At 62.0% G+C, this 22,818-nt stretch carries 23 protein-coding genes and 1 tRNA gene; 13 read left to right on the forward strand and 11 right to left on the reverse strand.

From position 1 onward, the window contains the following. The first annotated feature begins 21 nt into the window (after positions 1–21). Genes ASB58_RS10940 through ASB58_RS10950 form a run of 3 tightly spaced genes read left to right on the forward strand, consistent with a single transcriptional unit; the run spans position 22 to position 1,736 of the window. Entirely contained in the window at positions 22–705 is a 684-nt protein-coding gene (locus ASB58_RS10940; RefSeq protein ID WP_202974631.1) for a CsgG/HfaB family protein, read from the forward strand. Between the two features lie 18 nt (positions 706–723). Further along, the gene (locus tag ASB58_RS10945; protein ID WP_118130716.1) at positions 724–1,086 is read left to right on the forward strand and encodes a DUF4810 domain-containing protein; all 363 of its coding nucleotides are present in this window, start codon (positions 724–726) and stop codon (positions 1,084–1,086) included. Beyond that, positions 1,083–1,736 (forward strand): DUF799 domain-containing protein, encoded by a 654-nt coding sequence (locus ASB58_RS10950; RefSeq protein ID WP_118130718.1) that lies wholly within the window; start codon positions 1,083–1,085, stop codon positions 1,734–1,736. The genes ASB58_RS10945 and ASB58_RS10950 overlap by 4 nt, the downstream gene beginning before the upstream one ends. Positions 1,737–1,771: 35 nt before the next feature. On the opposite strand, the gene ASB58_RS10955 is transcribed toward ASB58_RS10950, so the two are convergent. From ASB58_RS10955 to dinG, 4 genes are all read right to left on the reverse strand, one after another. After that, on the reverse strand, positions 1,772–2,599 hold the full coding sequence (locus ASB58_RS10955; protein ID WP_096002930.1) for an SDR family oxidoreductase: 828 nt from the start codon (positions 2,597–2,599) through the stop codon (positions 1,772–1,774). 82 nt (positions 2,600–2,681) lie between these two features. Then, positions 2,682–3,323, reverse strand: a complete 642-nt coding sequence (gene pdxH / locus ASB58_RS10960) for a pyridoxamine 5'-phosphate oxidase (RefSeq protein ID WP_096002931.1) — start codon at positions 3,321–3,323, stop codon at positions 2,682–2,684. A gap of 78 nt (positions 3,324–3,401) precedes the next feature. Continuing rightward, complete coding sequence (locus tag ASB58_RS10965) at positions 3,402–4,574, reverse strand: serine hydrolase domain-containing protein (RefSeq protein WP_118131137.1); 1,173 nt, start codon at positions 4,572–4,574, stop codon at positions 3,402–3,404. Positions 4,575–4,680: 106 nt separating this feature from the next. Then, positions 4,681–6,816 (reverse strand): ATP-dependent DNA helicase DinG, encoded by a 2,136-nt coding sequence (gene dinG / locus ASB58_RS10970; protein WP_118130720.1) that lies wholly within the window; start codon positions 6,814–6,816, stop codon positions 4,681–4,683. A gap of 123 nt (positions 6,817–6,939) precedes the next feature. On the opposite strand from dinG, the gene ASB58_RS10975 reads away from it, so the two are divergent. Next, a complete protein-coding gene (locus ASB58_RS10975) occupies positions 6,940–7,425 on the forward strand; it encodes a DUF6231 family protein (RefSeq protein ID WP_096002934.1) in 486 nt (161 codons plus the stop codon). Positions 7,426–7,430: 5 nt separating this feature from the next. Continuing rightward, positions 7,431–7,910, forward strand: a complete 480-nt coding sequence (locus tag ASB58_RS10980; RefSeq protein ID WP_118130722.1) for a YchJ family protein — start codon at positions 7,431–7,433, stop codon at positions 7,908–7,910. Between the two features lie 132 nt (positions 7,911–8,042). Here the strand turns inward: ASB58_RS10980 and ASB58_RS10985 are convergent, their stop codons facing one another. Next, the gene (locus ASB58_RS10985) at positions 8,043–8,597 is read right to left on the reverse strand and encodes a hypothetical protein (RefSeq protein WP_118130724.1); all 555 of its coding nucleotides are present in this window, start codon (positions 8,595–8,597) and stop codon (positions 8,043–8,045) included. A 98-nt stretch (positions 8,598–8,695) separates the two neighbouring features. Here ASB58_RS10985 and ASB58_RS10990 point away from each other — a divergent pair, with 98 nt between their 5' ends. Then, complete coding sequence (locus ASB58_RS10990) at positions 8,696–9,166, forward strand: LEA/WHy family protein (RefSeq protein WP_096002937.1); 471 nt, start codon at positions 8,696–8,698, stop codon at positions 9,164–9,166. Positions 9,167–9,171: 5 nt separating this feature from the next. After that, positions 9,172–9,612 (forward strand): DUF2489 domain-containing protein, encoded by a 441-nt coding sequence (locus ASB58_RS10995; protein WP_118130726.1) that lies wholly within the window; start codon positions 9,172–9,174, stop codon positions 9,610–9,612. A gap of 52 nt (positions 9,613–9,664) precedes the next feature. On the opposite strand, the gene ASB58_RS11000 is transcribed toward ASB58_RS10995, so the two are convergent. After that, a complete protein-coding gene (locus ASB58_RS11000) occupies positions 9,665–10,447 on the reverse strand; it encodes an SDR family oxidoreductase (protein WP_096002939.1) in 783 nt (260 codons plus the stop codon). A gap of 142 nt (positions 10,448–10,589) precedes the next feature. On the opposite strand from ASB58_RS11000, the gene ASB58_RS11005 reads away from it, so the two are divergent. Beyond that, positions 10,590–11,042, forward strand: a complete 453-nt coding sequence (locus ASB58_RS11005; protein WP_118130728.1) for a hypothetical protein — start codon at positions 10,590–10,592, stop codon at positions 11,040–11,042. Here the strand turns inward: ASB58_RS11005 and dinB are convergent. From dinB to ASB58_RS11025, 4 genes are all read right to left on the reverse strand, one after another. Continuing rightward, complete coding sequence (gene dinB, locus ASB58_RS11010) at positions 11,029–12,087, reverse strand: DNA polymerase IV (protein ID WP_118130730.1); 1,059 nt, start codon at positions 12,085–12,087, stop codon at positions 11,029–11,031. The genes ASB58_RS11005 and dinB overlap by 14 nt on opposite strands. A gap of 42 nt (positions 12,088–12,129) precedes the next feature. Beyond that, complete coding sequence (locus ASB58_RS11015; RefSeq protein ID WP_181977922.1) at positions 12,130–13,311, reverse strand: GGDEF domain-containing protein; 1,182 nt, start codon at positions 13,309–13,311, stop codon at positions 12,130–12,132. A 92-nt stretch (positions 13,312–13,403) separates the two neighbouring features. Next, positions 13,404–14,060 (reverse strand): response regulator transcription factor, encoded by a 657-nt coding sequence (locus ASB58_RS11020; protein WP_118130735.1) that lies wholly within the window; start codon positions 14,058–14,060, stop codon positions 13,404–13,406. 8 nt (positions 14,061–14,068) lie between these two features. After that, positions 14,069–15,505, reverse strand: a complete 1,437-nt coding sequence (locus tag ASB58_RS11025; protein ID WP_118130737.1) for a sensor histidine kinase — start codon at positions 15,503–15,505, stop codon at positions 14,069–14,071. Positions 15,506–15,677: 172 nt separating this feature from the next. On the opposite strand from ASB58_RS11025, the gene ASB58_RS11030 reads away from it, so the two are divergent. The 5 genes from ASB58_RS11030 (at position 15,678) to ASB58_RS11050 (ending at position 21,186) form a co-directional block, all read left to right on the forward strand. After that, positions 15,678–17,297, forward strand: coding sequence for an acyl-CoA synthetase (locus ASB58_RS11030; protein ID WP_118130739.1), 1,620 nt, complete (start codon positions 15,678–15,680; stop codon positions 17,295–17,297). Between the two features lie 155 nt (positions 17,298–17,452). Continuing rightward, positions 17,453–18,829 (forward strand): solute carrier family 23 protein, encoded by a 1,377-nt coding sequence (locus ASB58_RS11035; RefSeq protein WP_118131138.1) that lies wholly within the window; start codon positions 17,453–17,455, stop codon positions 18,827–18,829. Positions 18,830–18,855: 26 nt separating this feature from the next. Next, the gene (locus ASB58_RS11040) at positions 18,856–20,094 is read left to right on the forward strand and encodes an OprD family porin (RefSeq protein WP_118130741.1); all 1,239 of its coding nucleotides are present in this window, start codon (positions 18,856–18,858) and stop codon (positions 20,092–20,094) included. 68 nt (positions 20,095–20,162) lie between these two features. Further along, entirely contained in the window at positions 20,163–21,032 is an 870-nt protein-coding gene (locus ASB58_RS11045) for an MBL fold metallo-hydrolase (protein WP_096002947.1), read from the forward strand. Between the two features lie 77 nt (positions 21,033–21,109). Further along, positions 21,110–21,186: transfer RNA gene (locus ASB58_RS11050), tRNA-Met, on the forward strand. Here ASB58_RS11050 and ASB58_RS11055 read toward each other — a convergent pair. Beyond that, a complete protein-coding gene (locus tag ASB58_RS11055; RefSeq protein ID WP_118130743.1) occupies positions 21,165–22,721 on the reverse strand; it encodes a recombinase family protein in 1,557 nt (518 codons plus the stop codon). The genes ASB58_RS11050 and ASB58_RS11055 overlap by 22 nt on opposite strands. Between the last annotated feature and the right edge of the window lie 97 nt (positions 22,722–22,818).

Genomic DNA, 22,818 nt, shown 5'->3' on the forward strand with positions numbered 1-22,818 from the left:
CACCCCCACCTATCGAAAGGAATCGTTACAGTGCTTCGACCCCTTACCCTGTCTGTGGCGCTTGCCGGCGTCGTGCTCATTTCAGGCTGTGCTACCGAGTCCTCTCGCACCATCGAAGCGCCCCGCGTCACCAGCTACGGCACCAGCTATCAGGGTGTACGCGCGCCCATCGCCGTTGGCCAGTTCGACAATCGCTCCAGCTATCAGCGCGGCATTTTCTCGGACGGTGTAGATCGCCTCGGCAATCAGGCCAAAACCACCCTGGTGACCCACCTGCAGCAGACCAACCGCTTCAATGTTCTGGAACGAACCAACATGGCTCAGTTGGCTACCGAGGCTGGCTATAGCGGCGCCACCCAGAACATCAAGGGCGCCAGCTACGTGATTACCGGTGACGTCACCGAGTTTGGCCGCAAGGTCACCGGCGATCACCAGCTATTCGGCATCCTCGGGCGCGGTAAGTCGCAGATTGCCTACGCCAAGGTGGCCTTGAACGTAGTGGATGTTGGCACCTCCGAAGTCATTTTCTCCACTCAGGGAGCCGGCGAGTACAGCCTGTCCAATCGCGAAGTAGTGGGCTTTGGCGGCACCGCCGGTTATGACGCAACGCTGAACGGCAAGGTGCTGGACCTGGCCATCCGCGAAGCCGTCAACAACCTGGTACAGGGTGTCGAGTCCGGTGCCTGGAACCCGGCCGGAAACTGATAACAACAAGGAAGTAACATGACGCTGAAATATCTGCGCAGCAGCGGCCTGCTGGTCGCGGCTCTCGTGGCTGGCTGCGCGCCAGTCAATCAACCGCTCTATCATTGGGGCGACTATCAGCAAACGATTTATCAGTACCACCAGGACGGCGTTACCGATTACGCCGCGCAGGTTGGTCGCGTTGAAGCCCTGCTCAATCAGGCGCAGGCTCAGGGCAAGAGCGTGCCCCCGGGCCTGCATGCCCACCTGGGCATGCTCTACTTCAACACCGGCCGGGAGATCGAGGCACGCGAGCAATTTGCCATGGAAAAGTCCCTGTTCCCGGAATCCGGGCATTTTGTCGATTACGTGCTGAAGGCACAGCCGGAGCACAACCAATGAGATCAATTCTGAGCCTGACTCTGGTGCTGCTGATCAGCATGCTGACCGGCTGCGCCACACAGTCCACCTATGACTACACGGCTTTTCGTGAGAGCAAGCCCAGATCCATTCTGGTCCTGCCGCCGGTCAACGACTCACTGGAAGTCGGCGCCAGCTACAGCTTCCTGTCGCAGGTGAGTTATCCGCTGGCTGAATCCGGGTATTACGTTTTCCCGGTTGCGGTCGCTGAGGAAACATTTCGCGAGAACGGCCTGACTGACCCGCAGGAGATCCACGCGCTGCCGCTGGAGAAGCTGAACGACGTATTTGGTGCCGACTCGGTGATGTACATCAAGATCACCCAGTACGGCACCAGCTACCAGATCATCGCCAGCGATACTCGGGTAACCGCAGAGGCATCACTGGTCGACAGCCGGTCCGGTCAGTTGCTCTGGAAAGGTGCGGCAACCGCTTCCAGCACCGAGCAAAGCAACAACAACGGCGGCGGTCTGGTCGGTATGCTGGTCGTAGCTCTGGTAGACCAGGTGATCAATACCACCACGGAGCGCAGCCACCAGATTGCTGGCATTACCAGCATGCGACTGCTCACCACCCACAGCGTCAACGGCATTCTGCCCGGCCCACGCGCACCAGCACTGCAGCGTCAGTAACATCGCCTGCGCAGGCTGAGCCTGCGCAGGCACCTTCATTCGCCCTGCGAGCGCACCTTCACACCCGACAGCCGCGGCACCATCCAGCGCTCGAACAGCCGTGGGAAAAAGCGCGCAATCAAACGTGCCTGCCAGTCGACGTTGGACAGAATCAGTTGCCGCTTGCGCCGGCAAGCACCGCGATAAATAGCCTCTGCCACCTCCGCTGGGGCAGACACCTTGAATGGCATGGATGTGGTCGCCTGCGCCACCGAGCCGTCTCCCACCAGTGCGTTCTTGCGGATATCGGTCGCGGTAAAGCCCGGAGACACCAGCATCACGTTGACGCCCTGCTCGCGCACTTCCATACGCAGGGTTTCAAACAGGCCATGCAGCGCATGCTTGCTGGCGTTATAGGCGCTGCGGTTGAGCAACGGGGCGAAGCTCGACAGCGAGCTGAGTACGATCACCTGACCGCGGCGCTCAAGCAGGCTTGGCAGGGCATGACGGGTACAGTTGACGGCACCGAAGTAGTTCACCGCCATGATCCGCTGGAACACCGACAAGTCGGTATCGGCAAAGGCGCTGCGGTGGGTGATGCCGGCATTATTGATCAGCAGATCAATGCCGCCGAAACGCTCGACGACCTGGGCCATTGCCTCGGCGCAGGCCTGGTCGTCGGACACATCGCAGTTGATCGCCAGCACATCGGCATTGAGTTTGTCATGCAGTTGCTGGCGGAAGGCGACCAGCGACTCGTCCTGCACATCGAGGATAGCCAGATGCGCACCCGCCTGCGCGAAGCGCAACGCCAGCGCCCGACCGATTCCGGCGCAGCCGCCGGTAATCACTACAACCTTCTGCTGAAACGCCCCTCTGCCCATGTCGCCTCCTGCTGTCGCGGTTGGCTTTCAGCGTAAAGCCGAAGCGCGGCAGCAGCAAGCAACGGGACCGAGAATGACCAAATCAGGGCGCCAGCCGTTCCCTCACCCAGTTGCCCTCGACCAGCCGATAGCAAAGCCGGTCATGCAGGCGGCTGGGACGGCCCTGCCAGAACTCGATCAGCGTCGGTACCAGGCGATAACCGCCCCAGTGCGGCGGGCGCGGGGCGGCCGCGTCGGCATATTGCGCTTGCACGGCCTCCAGACGTTGCTCAAGCACTTCGCGGCTGTCGATCACCTGACTCTGCGGCGAAGCCCAGGCACCCAGGCGGCTGCCTTCGGGGCGGCTGTGGAAGTAGGCATCCGATTCTTCGGCGCTGGCCTGCTCGACCAGCCCTTCGATGCGTACCTGGCGCTCCAGATCGTGCCACCAGAAGGTCATCGCAGCGGCCGGGCTGGTTGCAAGCTGTTGCCCCTTGGCGCTCTGATAATTGGTGAAGAACACAAAACCGCGCTCATCAAAGCCCTTGAGCAGCAGCGTACGCAGATGTGGCTGACCTTGCGCATCGACCGTCGCCAGCATCATGGCGTTGGCTTCGGTGCTTTCCACTTCCACCGCTTGACCAAACCACTCGCCGAACAGGGCAAAGGGCTCGGCGGGCGCCTGGGCTTCAGTCAATCCATCACGGGTGTAGTCACGACGCAGATCGGCAATGCTGGGTTTCATCGATTCGGTTTCCGGCAAGGTAGAGATAGGATCATGCTAGCAGCAGCGCTGCGCTGCACATTGATGCAGCGCAGATTTTCAGTCGATTGCCTTGAGACAGGCATAAACCGCCTGGCTAAGCGCTACCGCCCGCGGGTCCATCAAGACATAGGGCCCCATGGTGTTGGTCACGTAGCCAAAGCCGACCTTCGCGTCCGGATCACAGAAGCCCAGCGAGCCGCCGGCCCCGGGGTGGCCGAACGCGTTCTTGCCCATACCAAAACTGCCACCGGGGCCTGCATGCTCCAGCATCACACCCAAGCCGAAGCGGGTCTGACACAGCAGGGTATTGTCTTCACCTGCGCTGTGTTCCTGCTGCATCTGCTTGACCAATTCTGCATCGAGCAGACTGACGCCATCGAGCTGACCATCATTGGCCAGCAGCTGCCAGAAGCGCGCCAGGGAGCGCGCGTTACCGGTGCCATTGGCAGACAGAATATCGGCCTGCTGCCACTCGCGGCGGTTGGTGCTGGTCATCATGCTGGACGGGTTACCAAAGGCCTTCGCGGTCATGCTGTCGGGCTGCCCCATGGCTGCGAACAGGCGGCGTGCCCCCTCGTCACCATACTGATTACGCAGGCGTGACACCGAGGCAATGCGTTCCAGATCCGGGTCCGGCACGCCGACAAAGAAATCCATACCCAGCGGCTCGCAGATACTGTCGGCAATCGCCTCGCCGGGGCGCCTGCCGGTCAGGCGACGCAGCGGCTCACCCAGCAGCCAGGCATAGGTAACGGGCGCGTAGCCGTGCTCATCGCCCGGCGTCCACCAGGGCTCCTGGGCAGCCAGTGCGGCGCTCATGGCCTCCCAGTCAAACAGCGCCTCGGGCGGCAGAGTTTTGCTGACAGCAGACAAACCGGAGCGATGACTCAAAATCTGGCGCAGGGTAACCGCGTCTTTGCCGGCCTGGGCAAACTCAGGCCAGACCGCTGCCAGCGGCGCATCCAGCTCCAATTGACCCGCGGCCACCTGCTGCAGCAGGGCAACCGCGCCCAGCGGCTTGGTACAGGAGAACACGTTGACCAGAGTGTCCTGCTCCCAGACCGCCTGATTGTCCTTGTCGCGCACGCCCTGCCAGAGATCCAGCACGGTCTCGCCGGCGACGGTGACGCACAGCGCCGCGCCCCGGGCCTGTTCGTCCTGCTGCTGCTCGGCGAACAGTTCGCGTACCGACTCGAAGCGCGGATCAAAGTACCCCTGAATAGTGCTCATCATGCAGTCCTTGTTGTCTTGTTTGCTGCCCATTTAACCGAAGCAGGCAAGGCTCGGCAGCCATCATCAGTTCGCCTGTCGACCGATCATCGCCGAGACTGATGGCTCAGTCGATCTCGCGGCGGAACGGCGGCAGCGCATTGAGAATCGCCTTGCCGTAGCGCTGGGTCACCAGCCGGCGATCCAGCACCGTCACCGTGCCGCTATCGCTCTCGGTACGCAGAAGGCGACCGCAGGCCTGAATCAGCCGCAAACTGGCATCCGGCACCGCGATTTCCATGAACGGATTGCCGCCATTCTTCTCGATCCATTCCGCCAGCGCCGCTTCGACCGGATCGTCCGGCACGGCAAAGGGAATCTTCGCAATCACCACGTGTTCGCAATACTTGCCGGGCAAGTCGACGCCTTCGGCAAAACTCGCCAGCCCGAAGATCACGCTCGGCTGATCATCATCGACCTGCTTGCGGTGCTGACGAATCAGCTCTTGCTTGGACAGATCACCCTGTACCAGCACGCGCTGACGGAAATCCGCCGGCAGCCCGGCATAGACATCGAGCATCTGTCGACGGGAGGAATACAGCACCAGACTGCCACGCTCATCAGCCAGTATGTCCGGCAGGTGTTCAATGATCGCCGCAGTATGACCGGCGCTGTCGCGCGGATCCGCGCCGTAGTTGGGCACGCGCAGCAACCCGGCCTCAGCGTGCTTGAACGGACTCGGCGCCAGCGTGCAGACCGCGCTGCGCGGCAGGCCGGCACGATGGCTAAAGCGATCAAACTTGCCCAGCGCGGTCAGGGTGGCTGAGGTGGCGAGCGCCGCAAAGGCCGGATTCCACAAATACTGACGCAGGGTGTCAGCGGCCAGGATGGGACTGACGTGTACCTCGATATCGCCGTTGTCGGTCAACGTCAGCCAGCGCGCCGTCGGCGGCTTGCCCTCAGGGTCCTGCAGGCAGAACTGGGTCCACAGCGTCCAGTTGGCCTCGGCACGCGCCTGCAGTGCGCCAAACAACGGGTACCACTCCTCGGCCTGGGCTTCGGACACACCGATGGTGGTTTCACCATCCATCGCCTCCTTGAGCATGTCGACAATGCGTTGCAGCTGGTCGCTCAAGCGGCCGAAACCTGCCTTGAGTTCCATGCCCATGTCGCAAAGCTCCTGCGGCACCTCGCCGTGCTCAAAGCGGTACTGCGGGCGGATATTGCCGCCCAGATCCTCAGCACTGGCAAAGTCGGCAACATCGCCCAGCGCCTGCTGCATGAACTGCTGATGGGGCTTGAGATCACGGGCAGTCATCGGCGTCTGCTCCAGCACCCGGCCCAGATCGCCCGGCAGCGGGTGCTGGGCCAGCAGTTTGCTGAGGTTCTTGTCGATCTGATCCAGCCAGTCGGCGGTCGCATGCATGCGCGTGTTGTGGGCGAAGTGGCCGATGGCCTTGTCGGGCAGGTGGTGGGCTTCGTCAAACACGTACAGGCTATCGCGAGGGTCGGGCAGAATCGCGCCGCCACCCAGGGCCAGATCGGCCAGCACCAGATCGTGGTTGGTGACGATCACGTCGACCTTCTGTACGCCCTCGCGTGCCTTGTAGAACACGCATTGCTGAAAGTGGCCGCAGCGGCGATTACTGCACTGGATGTGATCGGTGGTCAGGCGCGACCAGTCCTGATCGTCCAGCGCTTCGGGCCAGGAGTCCCGCTCGCCATCCCACTTGTTGCCACCCAGCGCTTCGACCATGCGGGTATAGAGCTTGAGGCCGGCCTCATCCACATCGATACGAAAGCCGTCGTCGGCAAATATCTGCTGCTGGTCGGCCATGGACTGGTTTTCGCGCAGCAGGTTGTCCAGCTTGGCCAGGCAAACATAACGGCCGCGCCCCTTGGCCAGCGAAAAACCGAACTTGAGCCCGGAGTTGCGCAGGATGTCCGGCAGATCCTTGAGAACGATCTGCTCCTGCAGCGCCACCGTGGCGGTGGAGATAACCAGGGGCTTACCAAGGTGGCGAGCAATGGGAATCGCTGCCAGGCAGTAGGCCACCGTCTTGCCGGTACCAGTGCCGGCCTCGATCACCGCCACGGCAGGGTCACCGTCACGATGCCCTTCGTCGTCCAGCGCAACGTTGCCGAAGACCTTGGCGACCTCGGCAATCATCACCCGCTGGCCATAACGCGGCTTCAGCGACTTGTTTTCCAGGAAGGTGCGGTAGGCCGTCTGGATCTGGCCTTTGAGTTCATCGTTCAGCATGCGGGCTCCGGATCAGCCGGCGATGATACCATCCAACGCCCCTCAGCTGGACCGCCGGCGCTTGCATCAATACCGACCAGCCCCTAACCTGCTGCGCTCCACCCGATCACAGCGAAGCACACCATGAGCGCCACGCCGACGTCCGCCCTGCTGGGCATTCTGCAGCACTACAGCCCCGCCAGCGTGCTCTGCGTCAGCCGCAGCGAGATTCCGGCCATTGCGGTCTGGCGAGAGCAACACACCGACTGTCAGATCAGCAGCACCGCCGAGGTGCCGCTGAGCGATAAGCTGCGCAACCAGCGGTACGATCTGGCGATCGTCGCCGACCAGCTGGAACACCTGGACAAGCGCACTGCCACCGAGCTGCTGGCCGGGCTGCGTAACCTGTCGGCCAGCCGCATCGCGGTATTGGTGGATAGCGAGCGTGCCAGCGAGTGGCAGGAGAACGACTTCTTTGCCCTGGCCCTGCAGCGCCGCGCGCGCTTCAGCCAGGATGGCCAGAGCCTGACCCTCTACAGCTATGACCTGGCCGAGTACAAGAGCGTGCCCGACTGGCTCAATTCCAAGTACTGGGCCAATCCCGAGATGTTTGACAAGTACTGGTGGTAAAGCGCATGCCTCCTGCCATCAGCCCTGACGACCTCTGCCCCTGCAGCAGCGGCGACCACTACCGCGCCTGCTGTCAGCCCCTGCACCAAGGCAGCGCAGCGCCCAGTGCCGAGCGCTTGATGCGCTCACGCTACTGCGCCTACACGCTGGGGCTAATCGACTATCTGGTTGCCACCACGGTGCCTGCGCAGCAATCGCAGCTGGCGATCGCTGCCATGCGTCAATGGAGTGAACAAAGCCGCTGGCTGGGGCTGACGGTCGAAAGCGCTGAGCACTTGCCGGGCGCCAGCAACGCCCAAGTGACCTTTGTCGCCCGCTGGCAAGACCCGGACGGCAGCGCCCAGAGTCACCGAGAATGTTCGGATTTCAGGCTGATTGCCGGGCGCTGGTACTTTCTGGACCCCAATCACCCGTTCAAGGCTGGGCGCAACGAACCTTGCCCCTGCGGCTCAGGGCGCAAGTTCAAGCAGTGTTGTGCCAAGTAAGGAAGCACCGTTGGCCCCACATCGCGCCTTGCACCCGCGCGCTTGAGCACGCGCAGAGAGCGTGTGGCGTTGCTCAGTACTTCCTTGAGATAAGCAGCTGCGCCAGCGACCTGATCACCGGCGCTGCGCTGCTCACTCGTCGCTGAGCTTGAGGTGGTCGGTGTTGGGCACCTGTTCTGGCACGTCCTTTTTCATCTCACCCATGTCGCTGCCGGGCGGTGCCAGACTCAACGCGGACAGGTCGATGGGCAACGGGGTGTGCTCATCGTAGTCGTCCTGCATATCCGCCCCCAGGGGCGCAATATCAAAATCGGGCGCCTCGACGTCGCTGAAGGCAGCCATAAACTCGTCGCGTGGCACCACGCGGCGGCTGGCCGCCGGAGGCTCAGCCGCTGGAGCGGGCTGCGCTGCGGCGGCTGGCGGCTCCGACGCTGCGGGCGACGGGTCAGCCTCCGACTCGTCCATCGGCACGATGCTGCATTGCGCCCCGGCACGCTCGAGCGCAATCCGGTACTTTTCTGCCGCCACCTGATCCAGTCCCTGCTTGATCACGATACGACGACCGGAAAACAGCGATTCCAGCTGACTGCCAGACACCTGAAACAGCTTGCCAACGTTGGCCCGCACCTGGTCCGGTGCTGCGCCGGGTTGCACCTGGCCTTGAAAAACCACCTCGAAACGGGTCATCTTGTCACTCCCTGAGCATCAATCAGGGTTAGTATGGGCGTAGCCAGGCTGCACGACAACTCCACACACAAGGCAGCCGGCACAGGAGAGGGGACGCGATGAGCGTGCGGGTGCTGGGGGTAATGACGCTGCTGTACTGCGCGCTATTGCAAGGCTGCGCGGTATTCAGTCCGTCCTATACCAAGCCGGACGTCAGTCTGGCGAATGTCGAGATGCTCAAATCCAATCTCTGGGAGCAGTCCTTTCGTCTCAAGCTGCGGGTCGACAACCCCAATGACCGGGTGCTGCCGATTCGCGGCATGCAATACCAGGTCTTCCTGAACGACATGAAGCTGGCCACCGGGGTCAGCGACAACCGGTTTGACGTCCCGCCCTACGGCTCCTCCTACTTCGAGCTGGAAGTGCGTTCCAACCTCTGGCGCCACCTGGCCGACCTGATCAAGCTGGTGGATAAACAGCAGCCAGTCGACTACCGTATCGACGGCCATATCCGCACCGGTCTATGGCTGGCTCCGAGCATCAACCTGAAAGAAGAAGGGACACTTGATCCCGCGCAACTGAGTTTCTGATTTCCATGCAAATCCAATATTGGCTGCTGCTGGCAGGCGGCCTGATTATCCTGCTGCTGGGCGCCTACGCCTGGATTCTGTGGCGCCGCGTCTGGCGCCAGCAAGCCGAGCGCGTGAATGCCCTGCACGCGCGCAACGACCGCCTGGGTGACGATATTCGCATCATCGCCCAGAGCCTGCTGGACAAGCAGGTACCGATGATTGAGGGGGCGATTCGGCTGAAGGTGCTGCTGGACAATTACGAGGGGCCGCGCAACGCCGCCCTCGATGTCACGATTCTGGAGTTTATCTACGACCAGACTGCGCACATCCCCACGCATCAGGGCTGGAAGGATTTGAGCCGCGCAGAGCGCAAGCTGCACCTGCGGCTGATGGAAACCCTGGAACGGGACCATCGCGATGAAGTGGAAACCGCGGCTCGCGCACTGAGCAACGGGCTCGGCTGAAACAGCCTGACAAGGCCGTCGCATGCGTGGTGCGACGACCCTGCTACCGCGATCAGACGACCGAGTTACCGCCGTCGACGGCCATGGCCTGACCTGTGACGTGGCGGGACATTTCGGTCGCGAAGAAGACCGCCGCGCCCTTGATGTCCTCGTCACCACCGATACGGCCCAGCGGGGTGCCTTCCTTGATCATCTCACTGACCTTGTCCAGCCCTTTGGCCAGCTTGGTCGGGAAGTAGCCCGGGCAGATCGCGTTGACGTTGATGTTGTAGCGGCCCCACTCGCCAGCCAGTGCGCGAGTCAGGTTGATCGCCGCCGCCTTGGAGGTGTTGTAGGCAGAGGTGAATACGCCGGAGTTGGCACGGTTGCCCTTGAAGCCGGCGATGGAGGCAATGTTGATGATCTTGCCGGACTTGCGCGGAATCATGAAGCGGCGCGCCACTTCCTGAGCCACCAGGAAGCAGACATCCACGTTCAGGGTCATGACTTTCTGCCAGCCTTCGTAGCTGTGCTCTTCTGCCGGCTGACCCCAGGTGGTGCCCGCATTGTTGACCAGCACGTCAACGGTGCCGAAGGCCGCTTCACAGGCGTCTACCAGGGTCTTGACCGGGTTGCTGTCCAGTTTGCCCAGATCACAGGCGATACCGGCGGCTTCGACGCCCTGGCTTTTCAGTTCAGCGACGACGGCTTCGATCTCGGCAGCATTACGCGCGCTGATGAACACCTTGGCACCCAGTTCGCCGAAGGCTTCTGCCATCTGCAGACCCAGACCTTTGGTACCACCGGTGATCAGGGCGACCTTGCCGCTCAGATCGAACATTTGCTTGACGCTCATGTGAACTCCTCGTTGTGAATACGTAAAAGACCGCGACATCATAATCAAAGCACCACCTTGCCACCGACCATCAGTGACGCGGGTGATATGCCGCTACACTCAAGTGTTATCATGCGCGCCCCATCGACCAGCGAGCTCCCCCATGGCAGAACACGACTTTCGCCGCACGGCACTGAACCCGTCTCACACCCTGATTGAATGCCGCACCCTGGGCGCCGGGCTGTTTCAGGTCACCGGGCAAGGCGGCGGTGTGCGCTCGGGCGATGAGTTGATCTGCACGATCAAGGGCAGCAAGGATCTGCCCATGCGCCTGACGGTGGACAAGATTCGCTATCTGATCAACCCGCCAGGCCAGTGGACCGCCTCTGCCCGCGGCCCGGACCTGCGCGGCCAAAGCGTGCTGGGCTGGTCCATTACCTGTGATGAATGCGGCCGCGAGCAGCCCTTCGAGTTTCTCGCCGCCGACCGTGACGATCTGAATGCCCGCACCACCAAAGCCGTTGCGCGCATCAGCGAACTGGGTTGGCAACCACGGGGCGACAATCACCTGTGCCCGGCCTGCGCCAGGTCGGCCGCTGCACTCAAAACAGACTGAGCTGCTCACCCAGCTGCGACAAGCCGCTGTCCAGCCGCACCCCCACGCCGATCAGCCGCACGGGGCAATTGCCACGGGCAAAGGCCTGGGCACATAGCTCGGTATAGCCGGCTGGCGTAATCGGTGCGCCCGCCTGCTCCAGGGTGGTCTGGGTGAAATCGTGAAACTTGAGTTTGATAAACGGCTTGCTGACCCGGTAACTGCCCTCCAGCCGGCCAATACGCTCGGCCAGCTTGTCCAGCAACGGCGGCAACGCCGCCAGGCAGGCGTCCAGATCGGGCAGATCATGCTCGTAGGTGTTCTCTACACTGACCGACTGACGGCGGCTTTCGACCACCACCGGGCGCTCGTCAATTCCCCGCGCCAGTTCCCACAAGCGCTCACCGAAACTGCCGAACTCGCGGGCCAGATCCTGCTTGCGCCACGGCAGCAGCTCGCTGCACACGTCTACTCCCAGGCGCTGCAGCCGCTCGGCGGTCTTGCGCCCAACGCCGTGCAGCCGGGATACCGGCAGGTCACGCAGAAAGTCCTCGACCTCATCCGGCAGCACCACCTTGAGGCCATCGGGCTTGTTCCAGTCACTGGCGATCTTGGCAATAAATTTGTTGGGCGCGACACCAGCCGAGACAGTAATACCCTGGGTATCGCGCACCCGCTGGCGAATTTCCTTGGCGATCAGCGTGGCGCTGCCCCGACAGGCCTGAGAGTCGGTAACATCAAGATAAGCCTCGTCCAGCGACAGCGGCTGAATCAGCGGCGTGTAATCGGCAAAGATGGCCTGAATGGCCTGCGACACCTCGCGGTAGACCGACATGCGGCCCGGCACGATCAGCAGCTCCGGACAGAGCTTCTTGGCATAGGCCGACGCCATGGCCGAGCGCACACCGTAGGCCCGCGCCTCGTAGTTGCAGGTAGCAATCACGCCGCGCTTGCCCGGATCGCCGCCCACAGCCAGCGGACGGCCGCGCAGGCGTGGGTCGTCGCGCATCTCAATGGCGGCGTAGAAGCAATCGCAGTCAACGTGAATGATTTTGCGCACGGACAACCCGAACCGGCGAGCGGAAAGTAAGGCGGCCAGTGTAACCGATCAGGCGGTCATTACCCGATTGCGGCCTGCGCCTTTGCCCTCATAAAGGGCACGGTCCGCGCGCTTGAGCACGTCTTCCAGCTCTGCATCGCCTTCCTGCACCTCGGTCACCCCGAAGGTCGCACTGACCGGCAGCAACTGACCATTTACCGGCACCGGCGTCACTGCCAGCTCTGCGCGCAGGCGATCAAGCACCGCCATCGCCTGTTCCAGCCCGGTATCAGGCAATACCAGCACAAACTCCTCACCACCAAAGCGACCCACCACATCGGAGTGACGCAGCGAGCAACTGAGCCGCTGTGCGACGTGGCGCAGCACCGCATCGCCCGCATCATGACCATGCTCGTCATTGATGCGCTTAAAGTGGTCCAGGTCCATGATGCACAGGCTCATCTGCTGGTGCAGTCGGTTGCAGCGTTCCCGCTCGCGCTGGAACAGCATCTCGTACTGCCGCCGATTGAACAGACCGGTCAGCGGATCGGTGGTGGCCTGGCGCTTGAGCTCCACCTCCAGCGCCTCGCGTCGCCGTACCTCACTCTGCAGGTCACGGTTGGCACTCATCACCTGCATCAGCAGCGCATAGTTTTGGCGCTGCGCCACTTGCCAGCGCATTGCAGTGAAAAAACCCACCACGGTTGGCAGCATGAGCATAAAGGTCAAACCAACCAGGGTCTCGATGCCAAAGCCATTAATCGCAACGCAAAACAGCATTCCGGCAATGATGAACCCGGCAGCCAGCAACGACAGATATACCCGGTTGGGGATGTACATGAACAGCGCCAGCAAGGACACAGCGACCACCCCGATAACCCAGGTGACCATGTCATGCCGAAGGAAATACAACAGAAAGAAGAGGAAGCTGCCAAAGATCTCAACGGCGGTTGCCGCATACCCTGACGTTGCCAGCGCCGGTTTGCGCCGCACCTGAAAGTAAAAAAACACCAGCAGCAGGCCCGTCGCCAGACGCCAGCCAAACAGCAATTGAAACTCCGCAGTCCATCCCAGCGCGGGATAGTCCAGCGCTCCAAATAGCACCACCAGCAACGCCCAGACCAATACTGCACGCCTTAAGGCACGAGCCATGTGCGGCTCGCTATGAGCACGAAACAAGCGCTCGGTGGCAGCATCGAGAAACTCGCCGCGCCAAGCACTGATCAGATACTGAGAAGCGTGATTATGCACCCGTGAGACCCTTCTTATTGTTCTGCTTCCGGTAAGGTACCGGCAGCGCAATCTCATCCAGTGATGTCATTATGACGTTATTTTTACACCTGTCACGCTCCCTGCGACACCGCCTGCAACGCCTGCAAACTAAAGGGGTCTATCCTGCCAACCCCAATCAGCATACCCACCAACGCCGGGAGGCTGTCGGCCTGCATTCGCTTCATGACACGAGAGCGGTACAGATCGACCGTCTTGACACTGACCCCCAACTGCTCGGCAATCTCGCGATTGCTGAAGCCCTGCACTAACGGTAGCACGATATCCCGCTCGCGCGGCGTGAGGCGCGCCAGGCGCGCTTCAACATCCAGCGCCTCGGGCGGCGCCAGTGTTGGCCGCTGACTCAGCGCACGTTGCACGCTGTCCAGCAGCAACTGCTCGTTATAGGGTTTTTCGATAAAGTCGACGGCGCCGCCACGGAACGCACGCACCACGATTGGCACGTCGGCATGGGCGCTGACAAAAATCACCGGCAGACCAATATCACGCTCGCGCATGGCATCCTGCACCGCCAGCCCGCCCATTCCGGGCATGCGCACATCAAGCAGCACGCAGGCCGCAGCGGTGGGGTCGCAGGCATCAAGAAAAGCCTGACCGTTAGTAAATGGCAGCGCCTTAAGGCCCATCGATTCGAACAGCCAGACGGTCGAGTCCAGCATGCCCTGATCGTCGTCTACCACATAAACCAGTTGTTGTACGTGTTCTGGCATTGCAGCCCCTAGTTGGAAACGGCCGGTAGCAGGCAACGCAGGCACAGGCCACCGGACTCGGCAGGCAGCGCATCGAGGCTGCCGCCAAAGCCCTCTACGATACCCTGACTCATGGACAGCCCCAAGCCCAGACCGTCTGCCTTGCTGGTGTAGAACGGTACAAACAACTGGGCACGCGCCTCGGCACTGACCCCTGCCCCCTGATCGATCACGTCGATACAAATCTGTCCGTCCTGCGCGACGATGCGCAGCTGCACCTGCGAGGCGTGTTCCGGATTACGCTCTCGGTTGGCGTCAATGGCGTTGCGCAGCAAATTCAGCAGCACCTGCTGCAGCAGAATCGGGTCGACCTGCAGCCTGGGTAACCCAGCATCAGCGTGCTCGATGATCTGCACCTGGTGCTGCGACGCCTCCCAGGCACAGAGGCCAACCGCCTCATGCGCCAATGCCGAGGCGTCCACCAGCTGAAGCCGCCGCGCACCCTTACGCAGAAACCCGCGCAGACGGCGAATGACCGAGGCGGCGTGCTCGGCCTGCTCGCTGATGCGCGCCAGACCGTGCTCGACCCGCTCAGCTTCAGGTTCACTGCTACCCAATTGGGTCAGATAGCGCTGACTGGCGCCAGCGTAATTCAGGATCGCCGCCAGTGGCTGATTCAGCTCATGGGCAATGCCGGAGGCCAGCTCGCCCAACGTAGCCAGGCGCGCGGCGTGGGCCAGTTCGTCCTGCAGGCGACGGTTATGCTCCTCACTTTGCAGGCGCTCGGTAATGTCACGCGAGACGCTGATCACCTCGACCACCTCGCCGGTATAGGTCTCACGAATCGCCCGGCTGGCGGTCTCGAACCAACGATACTCACCGCTGGCGTGACGGATGCGGTAGCTGTAGGTCAGATAGCCGTCTTGTTCCAGCGCACTGCGAAAGCGGGTTTGCAGTGCTTCACGCTCTTGCGGGTGGAACAAGCTGTCGAGCCGCTCGCCCCGCAGCTGCTCGGGCCACACGCCTAACATGTTCCAGGACGCAGGAGACGCATCAATAAAGCGGCCATCCGGGCGGTGGCGCGAAATCAGGTCGGTGGTGTTCTCGATGATCAGATGATACAGCCGACGCGCCACCGTCGCGTCCTGCTGGTGCTGCAACCAGCGTGTGGCATCGCGCCCGCGCACCCAGACCTGCGCCGTCTCCACCAGCGGGATATAGCTCCACAGCAAATGGCGCTCGCCACAGCGATTGTGCACATCTTCAATGGCTCGCCGCTGCTGGGCAGCCGCTGCCACCAGTTCGGCATGGTTGTGCGGCAGCCAGGCGGCCAGTCCTTGGGCATCCGAAGCCAGCGCCAGCAGGGCGCGATTGCGAAACATCGGCTGCCCGCTGGCATCGACCAACATCATGGGCAAGGGGTCGGACTGCAGCAACCCGTGCAGCGTAGGCAGTAGATCACTCATCTTTCACCATATAGTAATTACACCATAATACCTTGGTGCATATTCCATATTTAATAAAAACAATATATAAAATACCCCGACCAGAATACGCCGGCCTTGCCTGGACCGGCCAGCACCATCTTCAGCACCGGCGTTTCACGGTGCCAGTCATAACTACAAGAAGGTATTCGTCATGAGCATCTATCAGGAAGGCCTTGCACCGGCCGCCGTCAATCACATGGCCCTTTCGCCGCTGTCGTTCATCGAACGCACCGCTGCGGTCTACCCGAACTACCCCGCCGTCATCCATGGCAGCCTGCGTCGCAACTGGCAAGAAACCTACCAACGCTGCCGCCGCCTGGCTTCTGCGCTATATGGTCGGGGCATTCGTCAGGGCGATACCGTTGCCGCGATGTTGCCCAATATCCCCGCCATGCTGGAATGCCACTTTGGTGTACCCATGATCGGCGCCGTGCTCAACACCCTGAACGTGCGTCTGGACGCCGAAGCCATCGCCTTTATGCTCGATCACGGTGAAGCCCGCGTGCTGATCACCGACCGTGAGTTTCACGAGGTCATCCGTCAGGCGCTGGAGCTGATCAAGCGCCCTATTCTGGTCATCGATGTCGACGATCCCGAGTACGGCGAAGGCGAAGCCCTGAGCGATCTGGACTACGAAGCCTTCCTCGCCGAAGGCGACCCCGAATTCGACTGGCACTGGCCCGAAGACGAGTGGCAGGCCATTACCCTGAACTACACCTCCGGCACCACCGGCAACCCCAAGGGCGTGGTCTACCACCACCGTGGCGCTTACCTGAACGCCATTGGCAACCAGATGACCTGGGGTATCGGCATGCACCCGGTCTACCTGTGGACGCTACCGATGTTCCACTGCAACGGCTGGTGCTACCCCTGGACCATCACCGCGATGGCCGGCGTACACGTCTTCCTGCGCCGGGTCGACCCGCAGAAGATCCTGCACCTGATCCACGAACACCGCGTCACCCACCTGTGCGGCGCCCCCATTGTGCTGAACGCCCTGGCCAGCATGCCGGATTCGGCCAAGGCCGCTATCGATCACCCGGTCAAGGCCATGGTCGCCGGTGCCGCGCCGCCGGCCAAGGTCATCGGCGCGGTCGAAAACATGGGCATCCAGATCACCCACACCTACGGCCTGACCGAGGTCTATGGCCCGGTGACGGTCTGTGCCTGGCACAGCGAGTGGGATGACCTGACACTGGAAGAGCGTGCCGAACTGAAGTCCCACCAGGGCGTGCGCTACACCACACTCGAAGGCGTCATGGTAGCCAACCCGGACACCCTCAAACCTGTGCCGAAGGACGGCAAGACCATTGGCGAGATCTTCATGCGCGGCAACACCGTGATGAAGGGCTACCTGAAAAATCCGGAGGCGACTGCCGAGGCCTTTGCCGGCGGCTGGTTCCACACCGGCGACCTTGCTGTATGTCACGCCAACGGCTACGTGCAGATCAAGGACCGTCTGAAGGACATCATCATCTCCGGTGGCGAGAACATCTCCACCATCGAAGTGGAAGACACCCTCTACAAACACCCTGCCGTCATGGAAGCGGCGGTGGTCGCCCGCCCCGACGAAAAGTGGGGCGAAACGCCCTGCGCCTTCATCACCCGGCGCCGCGATCACGATGTCAGCCACGAGGACATCATCGCCTTCTGCCGCCAGCACCTGGCCGGCTTCAAGGTGCCGAAGACGGTGATCTTCACCGAATTGCCGAAAACCTCGACCGGCAAGATCCAGAAGTTCGTGCTGAGGGACTGGGCCAAGGCGCTCTGATCATCAGTACAACCCCGGGTTGACCGTTTGATCAGGACCACCTCCGCGCCCCGGGCGCGGGGGTGGCTGGTGAACGCACGGTCCGCCCACCCACAAAAAAGCCGTTTCACAACAACAACAAGCAGCCCGGTTTTACCCGGCTGGCGGAGCTACTCATGCAAATCTTCAAGCGCGCCGATGGCGCTGAACAACCGTTCTGGGCCTGCGGCCCGTTCAAGATTCGACTGCCGTTCGTGCACTACCGGTGGGAAACCGCCGAGATGCTGCAGGCGCTGATCATGTTTGTGGTCAGCCTCGGCATGATTCCCCTGCTGGAAAAATACCTCGGTCTGCCCTACGACGTGGCTCTGGCCTACGTCGTGGTCTGCGGTGTCGGTTTCATGCTGCCGGCCCTGCTCGGCGTGCCCATGGTGCCGGGCTGGATCACCCCGGCCATTCCGGTCGTACTGCTGTTTCTCGGTGACTTCGAGCCGGGCCCGCAGGCCATTCAGGCGTTGTTTGCCCTGCAACTGCTGGTTTGCCTGATCTTCTTCGTGCTCGGCATTACCCGTCTGGGCAGCGCCATGGTGCGCATCGTGCCCAACTCGATGAAGGGCGGCATCATCATCGGCGCCGGTATCGCTGCGCTGATGGGTGAGATTTCCGCCGGCGGGCGCCTGGCCAACACCCCGATCTCGCTGACCCTGGGCACCCTGATCTGCCTGTATCTGATGTTCTCGGCCTCGTTCAAAGGGCTGACCGACCGCCTGCCGCTGATGCGCAAGATCGTCAACTACGGCATGGTGCCGGGCATGCTGATCGCCATCGTGGTCGGCATTGGCGTCGGCGAATACAAAATGCCCGACGTGCGCTGGGGTATCACCGCACCGGCCTTCGGCGAAATGTGGAACTACCTGCCGTTCACCGTCGGCATCCCCGACGCCAAGGTGTTCATGCTGGCGGTACCGACTGCCGTGATTGCCTACATCATCGCCTTCGGCGACATCATCGTCGGCCAATCACTGATGCAGCGCGCCGATGAGCTGCGCCCCGACGAAGTGATCGAGAACAACATCGACCGTGTACATCTGGTGACTGCCATCCGTAACGCCCTGCATGCTCTCTTTGCGCCCTACCCCGGTCTGGCCGGTCCGATCTGGACCGCTGTCGCCGCGACCATGGCCGAGCGCTACAAGTACGGCCGCAAGGCAATGGATTCGATCTACAGCGGCGCGGGCACCTTCTGGATCACCGGCTTCATTGCCCTGTTCATGCTGCCACTGGTGAGCTTCTTCCAGCCGGTGCTGCCGATTGCGCTGTCGCTGACGCTGGTGCTGACCGGTTACATCTGCCTGATGGTCGGTTTCGAACAGCTGAGCAACAACGCCGAGCGCGGCGTCGCCGGCACCATGGGTGTGGTACTGGCCGTCTACGGCGCGGGCTGGGGCCTGGCCACCGGCGCGGTGCTGTATCTGCTGATTGAGCGCACCCACCTGTTGAGCTTCCGTAGCGCCCATCCGAATCAGAAAGCCGACGCCGAAACCGCTGACTGACCAATAAAAACAAGAGACCACAAACAATGAAAAAGACCCAAACCTTTATGCTGACCGCCCTTGCCGCCCTGATGGCAGCTCCGGCCAGCGCTGCCTTTGTCGATGACGCCCAGAGCCGCGTCGAGCTGCGCAACTTTTACTTCAACCGCGACTTTCGCCAGAGCGGCGCAGCCCAGAGCAAGGCCGATGAATGGGCCCAGGGCGTGCGCGCCTACTGGCAGTCCGGCTATACCGAAGGCCGTCTGGGCTTCGGTCTGGACGCCATCGGCCTGCTGGGCATCAAGCTGGACTCCAGCCCGGATCGCACCGGCACCGGCATTCTCAAGCGCGATACCAGTGAAAACCGCGCGATGGACGAATACAGCGAACTGGGGCTGACCGCCAAGCTCAGGCTGGATGAACACCTGCTGCGCGTGGGCACCCTGATTCCGTCCCTGCCGGTTGCCATGCATAACGACAGCCGTCTACTGCCGCAAAGCTTTCGCGGCGGCTGGCTGCAGGCCCAGGGCAGCGACCGTCTGCAACTGGAGTTGGGCCGCTTTGATGCCATCAACCTGCGCGACTCCTCCGACTATCAGGACATGCGCCCGGTACAGGGCGGCGCGCGCAACGTGGTCGTGAGCGGCAAGCAGGACAGCGACGCCTTCGACTTTGCCGGCGCCACCTGGACTGTCAGCGACGCGACCAAGCTCAGCTACCACTACGGCGAGCTGCAGTCGATCTACCGCCAGCATTACCTGGTGTTCAACCACAGCCAGCCGCTGGGCAACGGCACACTGGCGCTGAACCTGCGTTATGCCGACAGCAGCGACGCCGGGCGCAGCAACATCGACAACCACATGAGCAGCGCGACCCTGTCATGGCAGGCGGGCATGCACAAGTTCACCAGCAGCTACCAGCAGATGGAAGGTCACACCGGTTTCGCCTACCTGAGTGGCACCGACCCCTTCCTTACGCACCTGGTGCAGATCAACGACTTCGCCAACCGTGATGAACGCAGCTGGCAGCTGCGCCACGACCTCAGCTTTGCCAATCTGGGCCTGCCGGGCCTCAAGCTGATGAATCGCTACACCCATGGCAGCAATATCGAAGTCGCGAATAGTCGTCACAACGAGTGGGAACGCAACAGCGATGTGATGTATACCGTGCAGAGCGGCCCGCTGCAGAACCTGTCCCTGCACTGGCGCAATGCGACCTACCGCAGCACCTTCGGCAGCGACATCGACGAGAACCGCGTGATCATCGGCTACACCTTCAGCCTTTGATTCTTTTCAAGAAAGGCGGCCACTGCGCCGCCTTCTTACATAAACACCCCACACAGGAGCGACCAGCCATGCGCACAATCACCACGCTGGAAGGCAACAGCCAACGCCTGGATGGCGGCGCCATGTTCGGCAACGCGCCCAAGGCCCTCTGGTCCCGCTGGGTCGACGCCGACGACCAGAATCGGATCGCGCTAAGCTGCCGGGCCATGCTGGTGCAGGAAGACGACCGCAACATTCTGGTTGAAACCGGCATCGGCGCCTTTTTTGCGCCCAACCTGAAATCCCGCTACGGGGTGGTTGAAGACCGCCACGTACTGCTCGATAGCCTGGCTGATATCGGCCTGACCGACGCCGATATCGACGTGGTAGTGCTCACCCACCTGCACTTCGACCATGCCGGCGGCCTGCTCAGCGCCTGGCAGGAAGGCCAGCCGGCGCAGTTGCTGTTCCCCAACGCCACCTTTGTCACCGGCCTGCGCCACTGGCAACGGGCACGTCGCCCGCACCCGCGCGATCAGGCCTCGTTCATTCCGGAGCTATTGACGCTGCTGGAAGACAGCGGCCGACTGGAGCTGGTTGACGATGGAAAACAGTCGAAAACCCTCGGCCCGGACTGGCGCCTGCGCTTCAGCGATGGCCACACCCCCGGCCTGATGATTCCGATCATCGACATGCCCGACGGCCCGGTCGTGTTCCCGGGCGATCTGATTCCCGGCGCACCCTGGGTGCACCTGCCGATCACCATGGGCTACGACCGTTTCCCTGAAACCCTGATCGAGGAGAAAGAGGCCTTGCTCGACAGCCTGATCGCGGTCAACGGGCGGCTGGTTTTTACTCACGATCCGGACGTTGCCGTGGCCTGCGTCAGCCGTGATGCCGATAGCGGGCGTTACAGCGTCAGCAACCCGCAACCGCGAGTGAAAGGCCTTGCAAACTGATTCAGTGGAAATAAAAAAATCTTTTTCCATCAATTGCTTGACAGCCATCCGTGAATCCGTAGAATGGCGACCTCTGACGCGGGGTGGAGCAGTCTGGTAGCTCGTCGGGCTCATAACCCGAAGGTCGTAGGTTCAAATCCTGCCCCCGCAACCAACACTACAGACCTCGGCCCCGACTGCTATTTGCAGTGCGGGGCCGGTTTCTATGTGGGCCCACAATTCTGCCTCTCTGACCTCCAGCTTAACCACGCCCAGAATGTCTTTAACGGCTCGGCGCGCTTCAATGGGGCTGGTCATCAGCGCCTTCTCAAAGTCCATCTTTAACGCCAAGAACTCCCTGTGCAGATCCACGTTCTGCAGCGGGTTGACGTTTGCCTGGGCGATCTCATGCTCCAGCGTGCGCAGCTCGCGCTCGGCCTGTCTGATGCGCTGCTCTATGGCGGCAGAAATACCCACCTGTGCGATGGCCTCGATCAGATTGGCCAGCTGCTGCTGCAGTGAGTCGCGGCGGGCCTGCAGGCTCTCCAACGCGGCCGGGGTTGCCTGCTGTGCGCCCTCGATCACCAACTGGCGCCACAGCTGCGCCATTTCATCGGTCAACATTTCATCGCGGACCACCGACAGCATGCGGCGGTCTAGTCGCTTGCGTCCCACGGTGAAGCCTGGGCACACGGTCGGCCCCCTGTCGTGGCCACGGGTACAGCCGTAGCGGCTGTGCCCCTGACTGCTGAGCGGTCCGCCGCAGTGCGGGCAATGCAGCACCCCACTGAGGATCGCCGAACGCGGCCGCAATGACTGCTTGCGACCGTCTGGCCCCCGGCCGGCGTCAATGCGCGCCCGCACGCGGTCCCAGGTTTGTTGATCAACGATGCGCAGCTCGGGCACCTCGACCACTCGCCATTCATGGCGTGGCCGGTCTACCCGCTGGCGTTTGCCGGTGTCTGGATCCTTTATCCATTGCGAGCGGTTCCAGACATAGGTGCCGGCGTACAGCTGGTTGTTGACCACGCCCGCGCCTTTCAGGGGGTTGCCGTACAGCGCCGACACGGCCCAAGAGTCGCCGCGCGGGGCTGGCACGCCCTTGGCGTTGAGCTCGTAGACGATGTGCCGGTATGGGTGACCGTTGGCCGCGCGCTGGAAGATCCAGCGCACCCAGTGGGCTTGCTCTTCATTGATAACGTACCGGCTGCCGGTCTCGTCTTTAACGATGTCGTAGCCGTAGGACTTGCCGCCGGCGATGTAGCCCCGGTCAACCTGGCCATGCATGCCGCGCTGGGTCTTGTGGCGTAGGTCGTCCAGGTACAGTTCGTTGATCAGGCCGCGCACCCCGCGCATGACTTTGCGGCCCTGGTGCTGTGAGTCGTAGCCGTCGGCCAAGCCGATAATGCGGATCCCTCGATGCTCCATGCGCCTGACTACAGATTCCTGCTCTACCTGGTCACGCGCTAGGCGGTCGAGCCCTTCCAGTAGCAGCACGTCAAAACGCCCGGCCAGCATATCGGCCAGCAGAGCTTTGCCGCCGGGGCGGTGGGCTACTTGAGTGGATCCTGACAAGGCGGTGTCGGTGTGGGTGGCCACCAGTTGCCAGCCCTCGCGCATAGCGCGGGCCTGGCACAGGTTGACCTGATCAGTTAGGGAGGTTTCGCTCTGCTTGTCCGAGCTGAACCGAGCGTAAATTGCTGTTCTCATTGTTAGACCGATCAGTGGTTGATAGAGCCCGCTGCTTAGCCAGCCAGGCGTCGGCAAGGATCTGCGCCAGTTGAATTTGCCCTGGGGATAGCCGGGC

It is taken from the genome of Pseudomonas abyssi (genome assembly GCF_003444685.1).
In the GTDB taxonomy this organism is placed as follows: domain Bacteria; phylum Pseudomonadota; class Gammaproteobacteria; order Pseudomonadales; family Pseudomonadaceae; genus Halopseudomonas; species Halopseudomonas abyssi.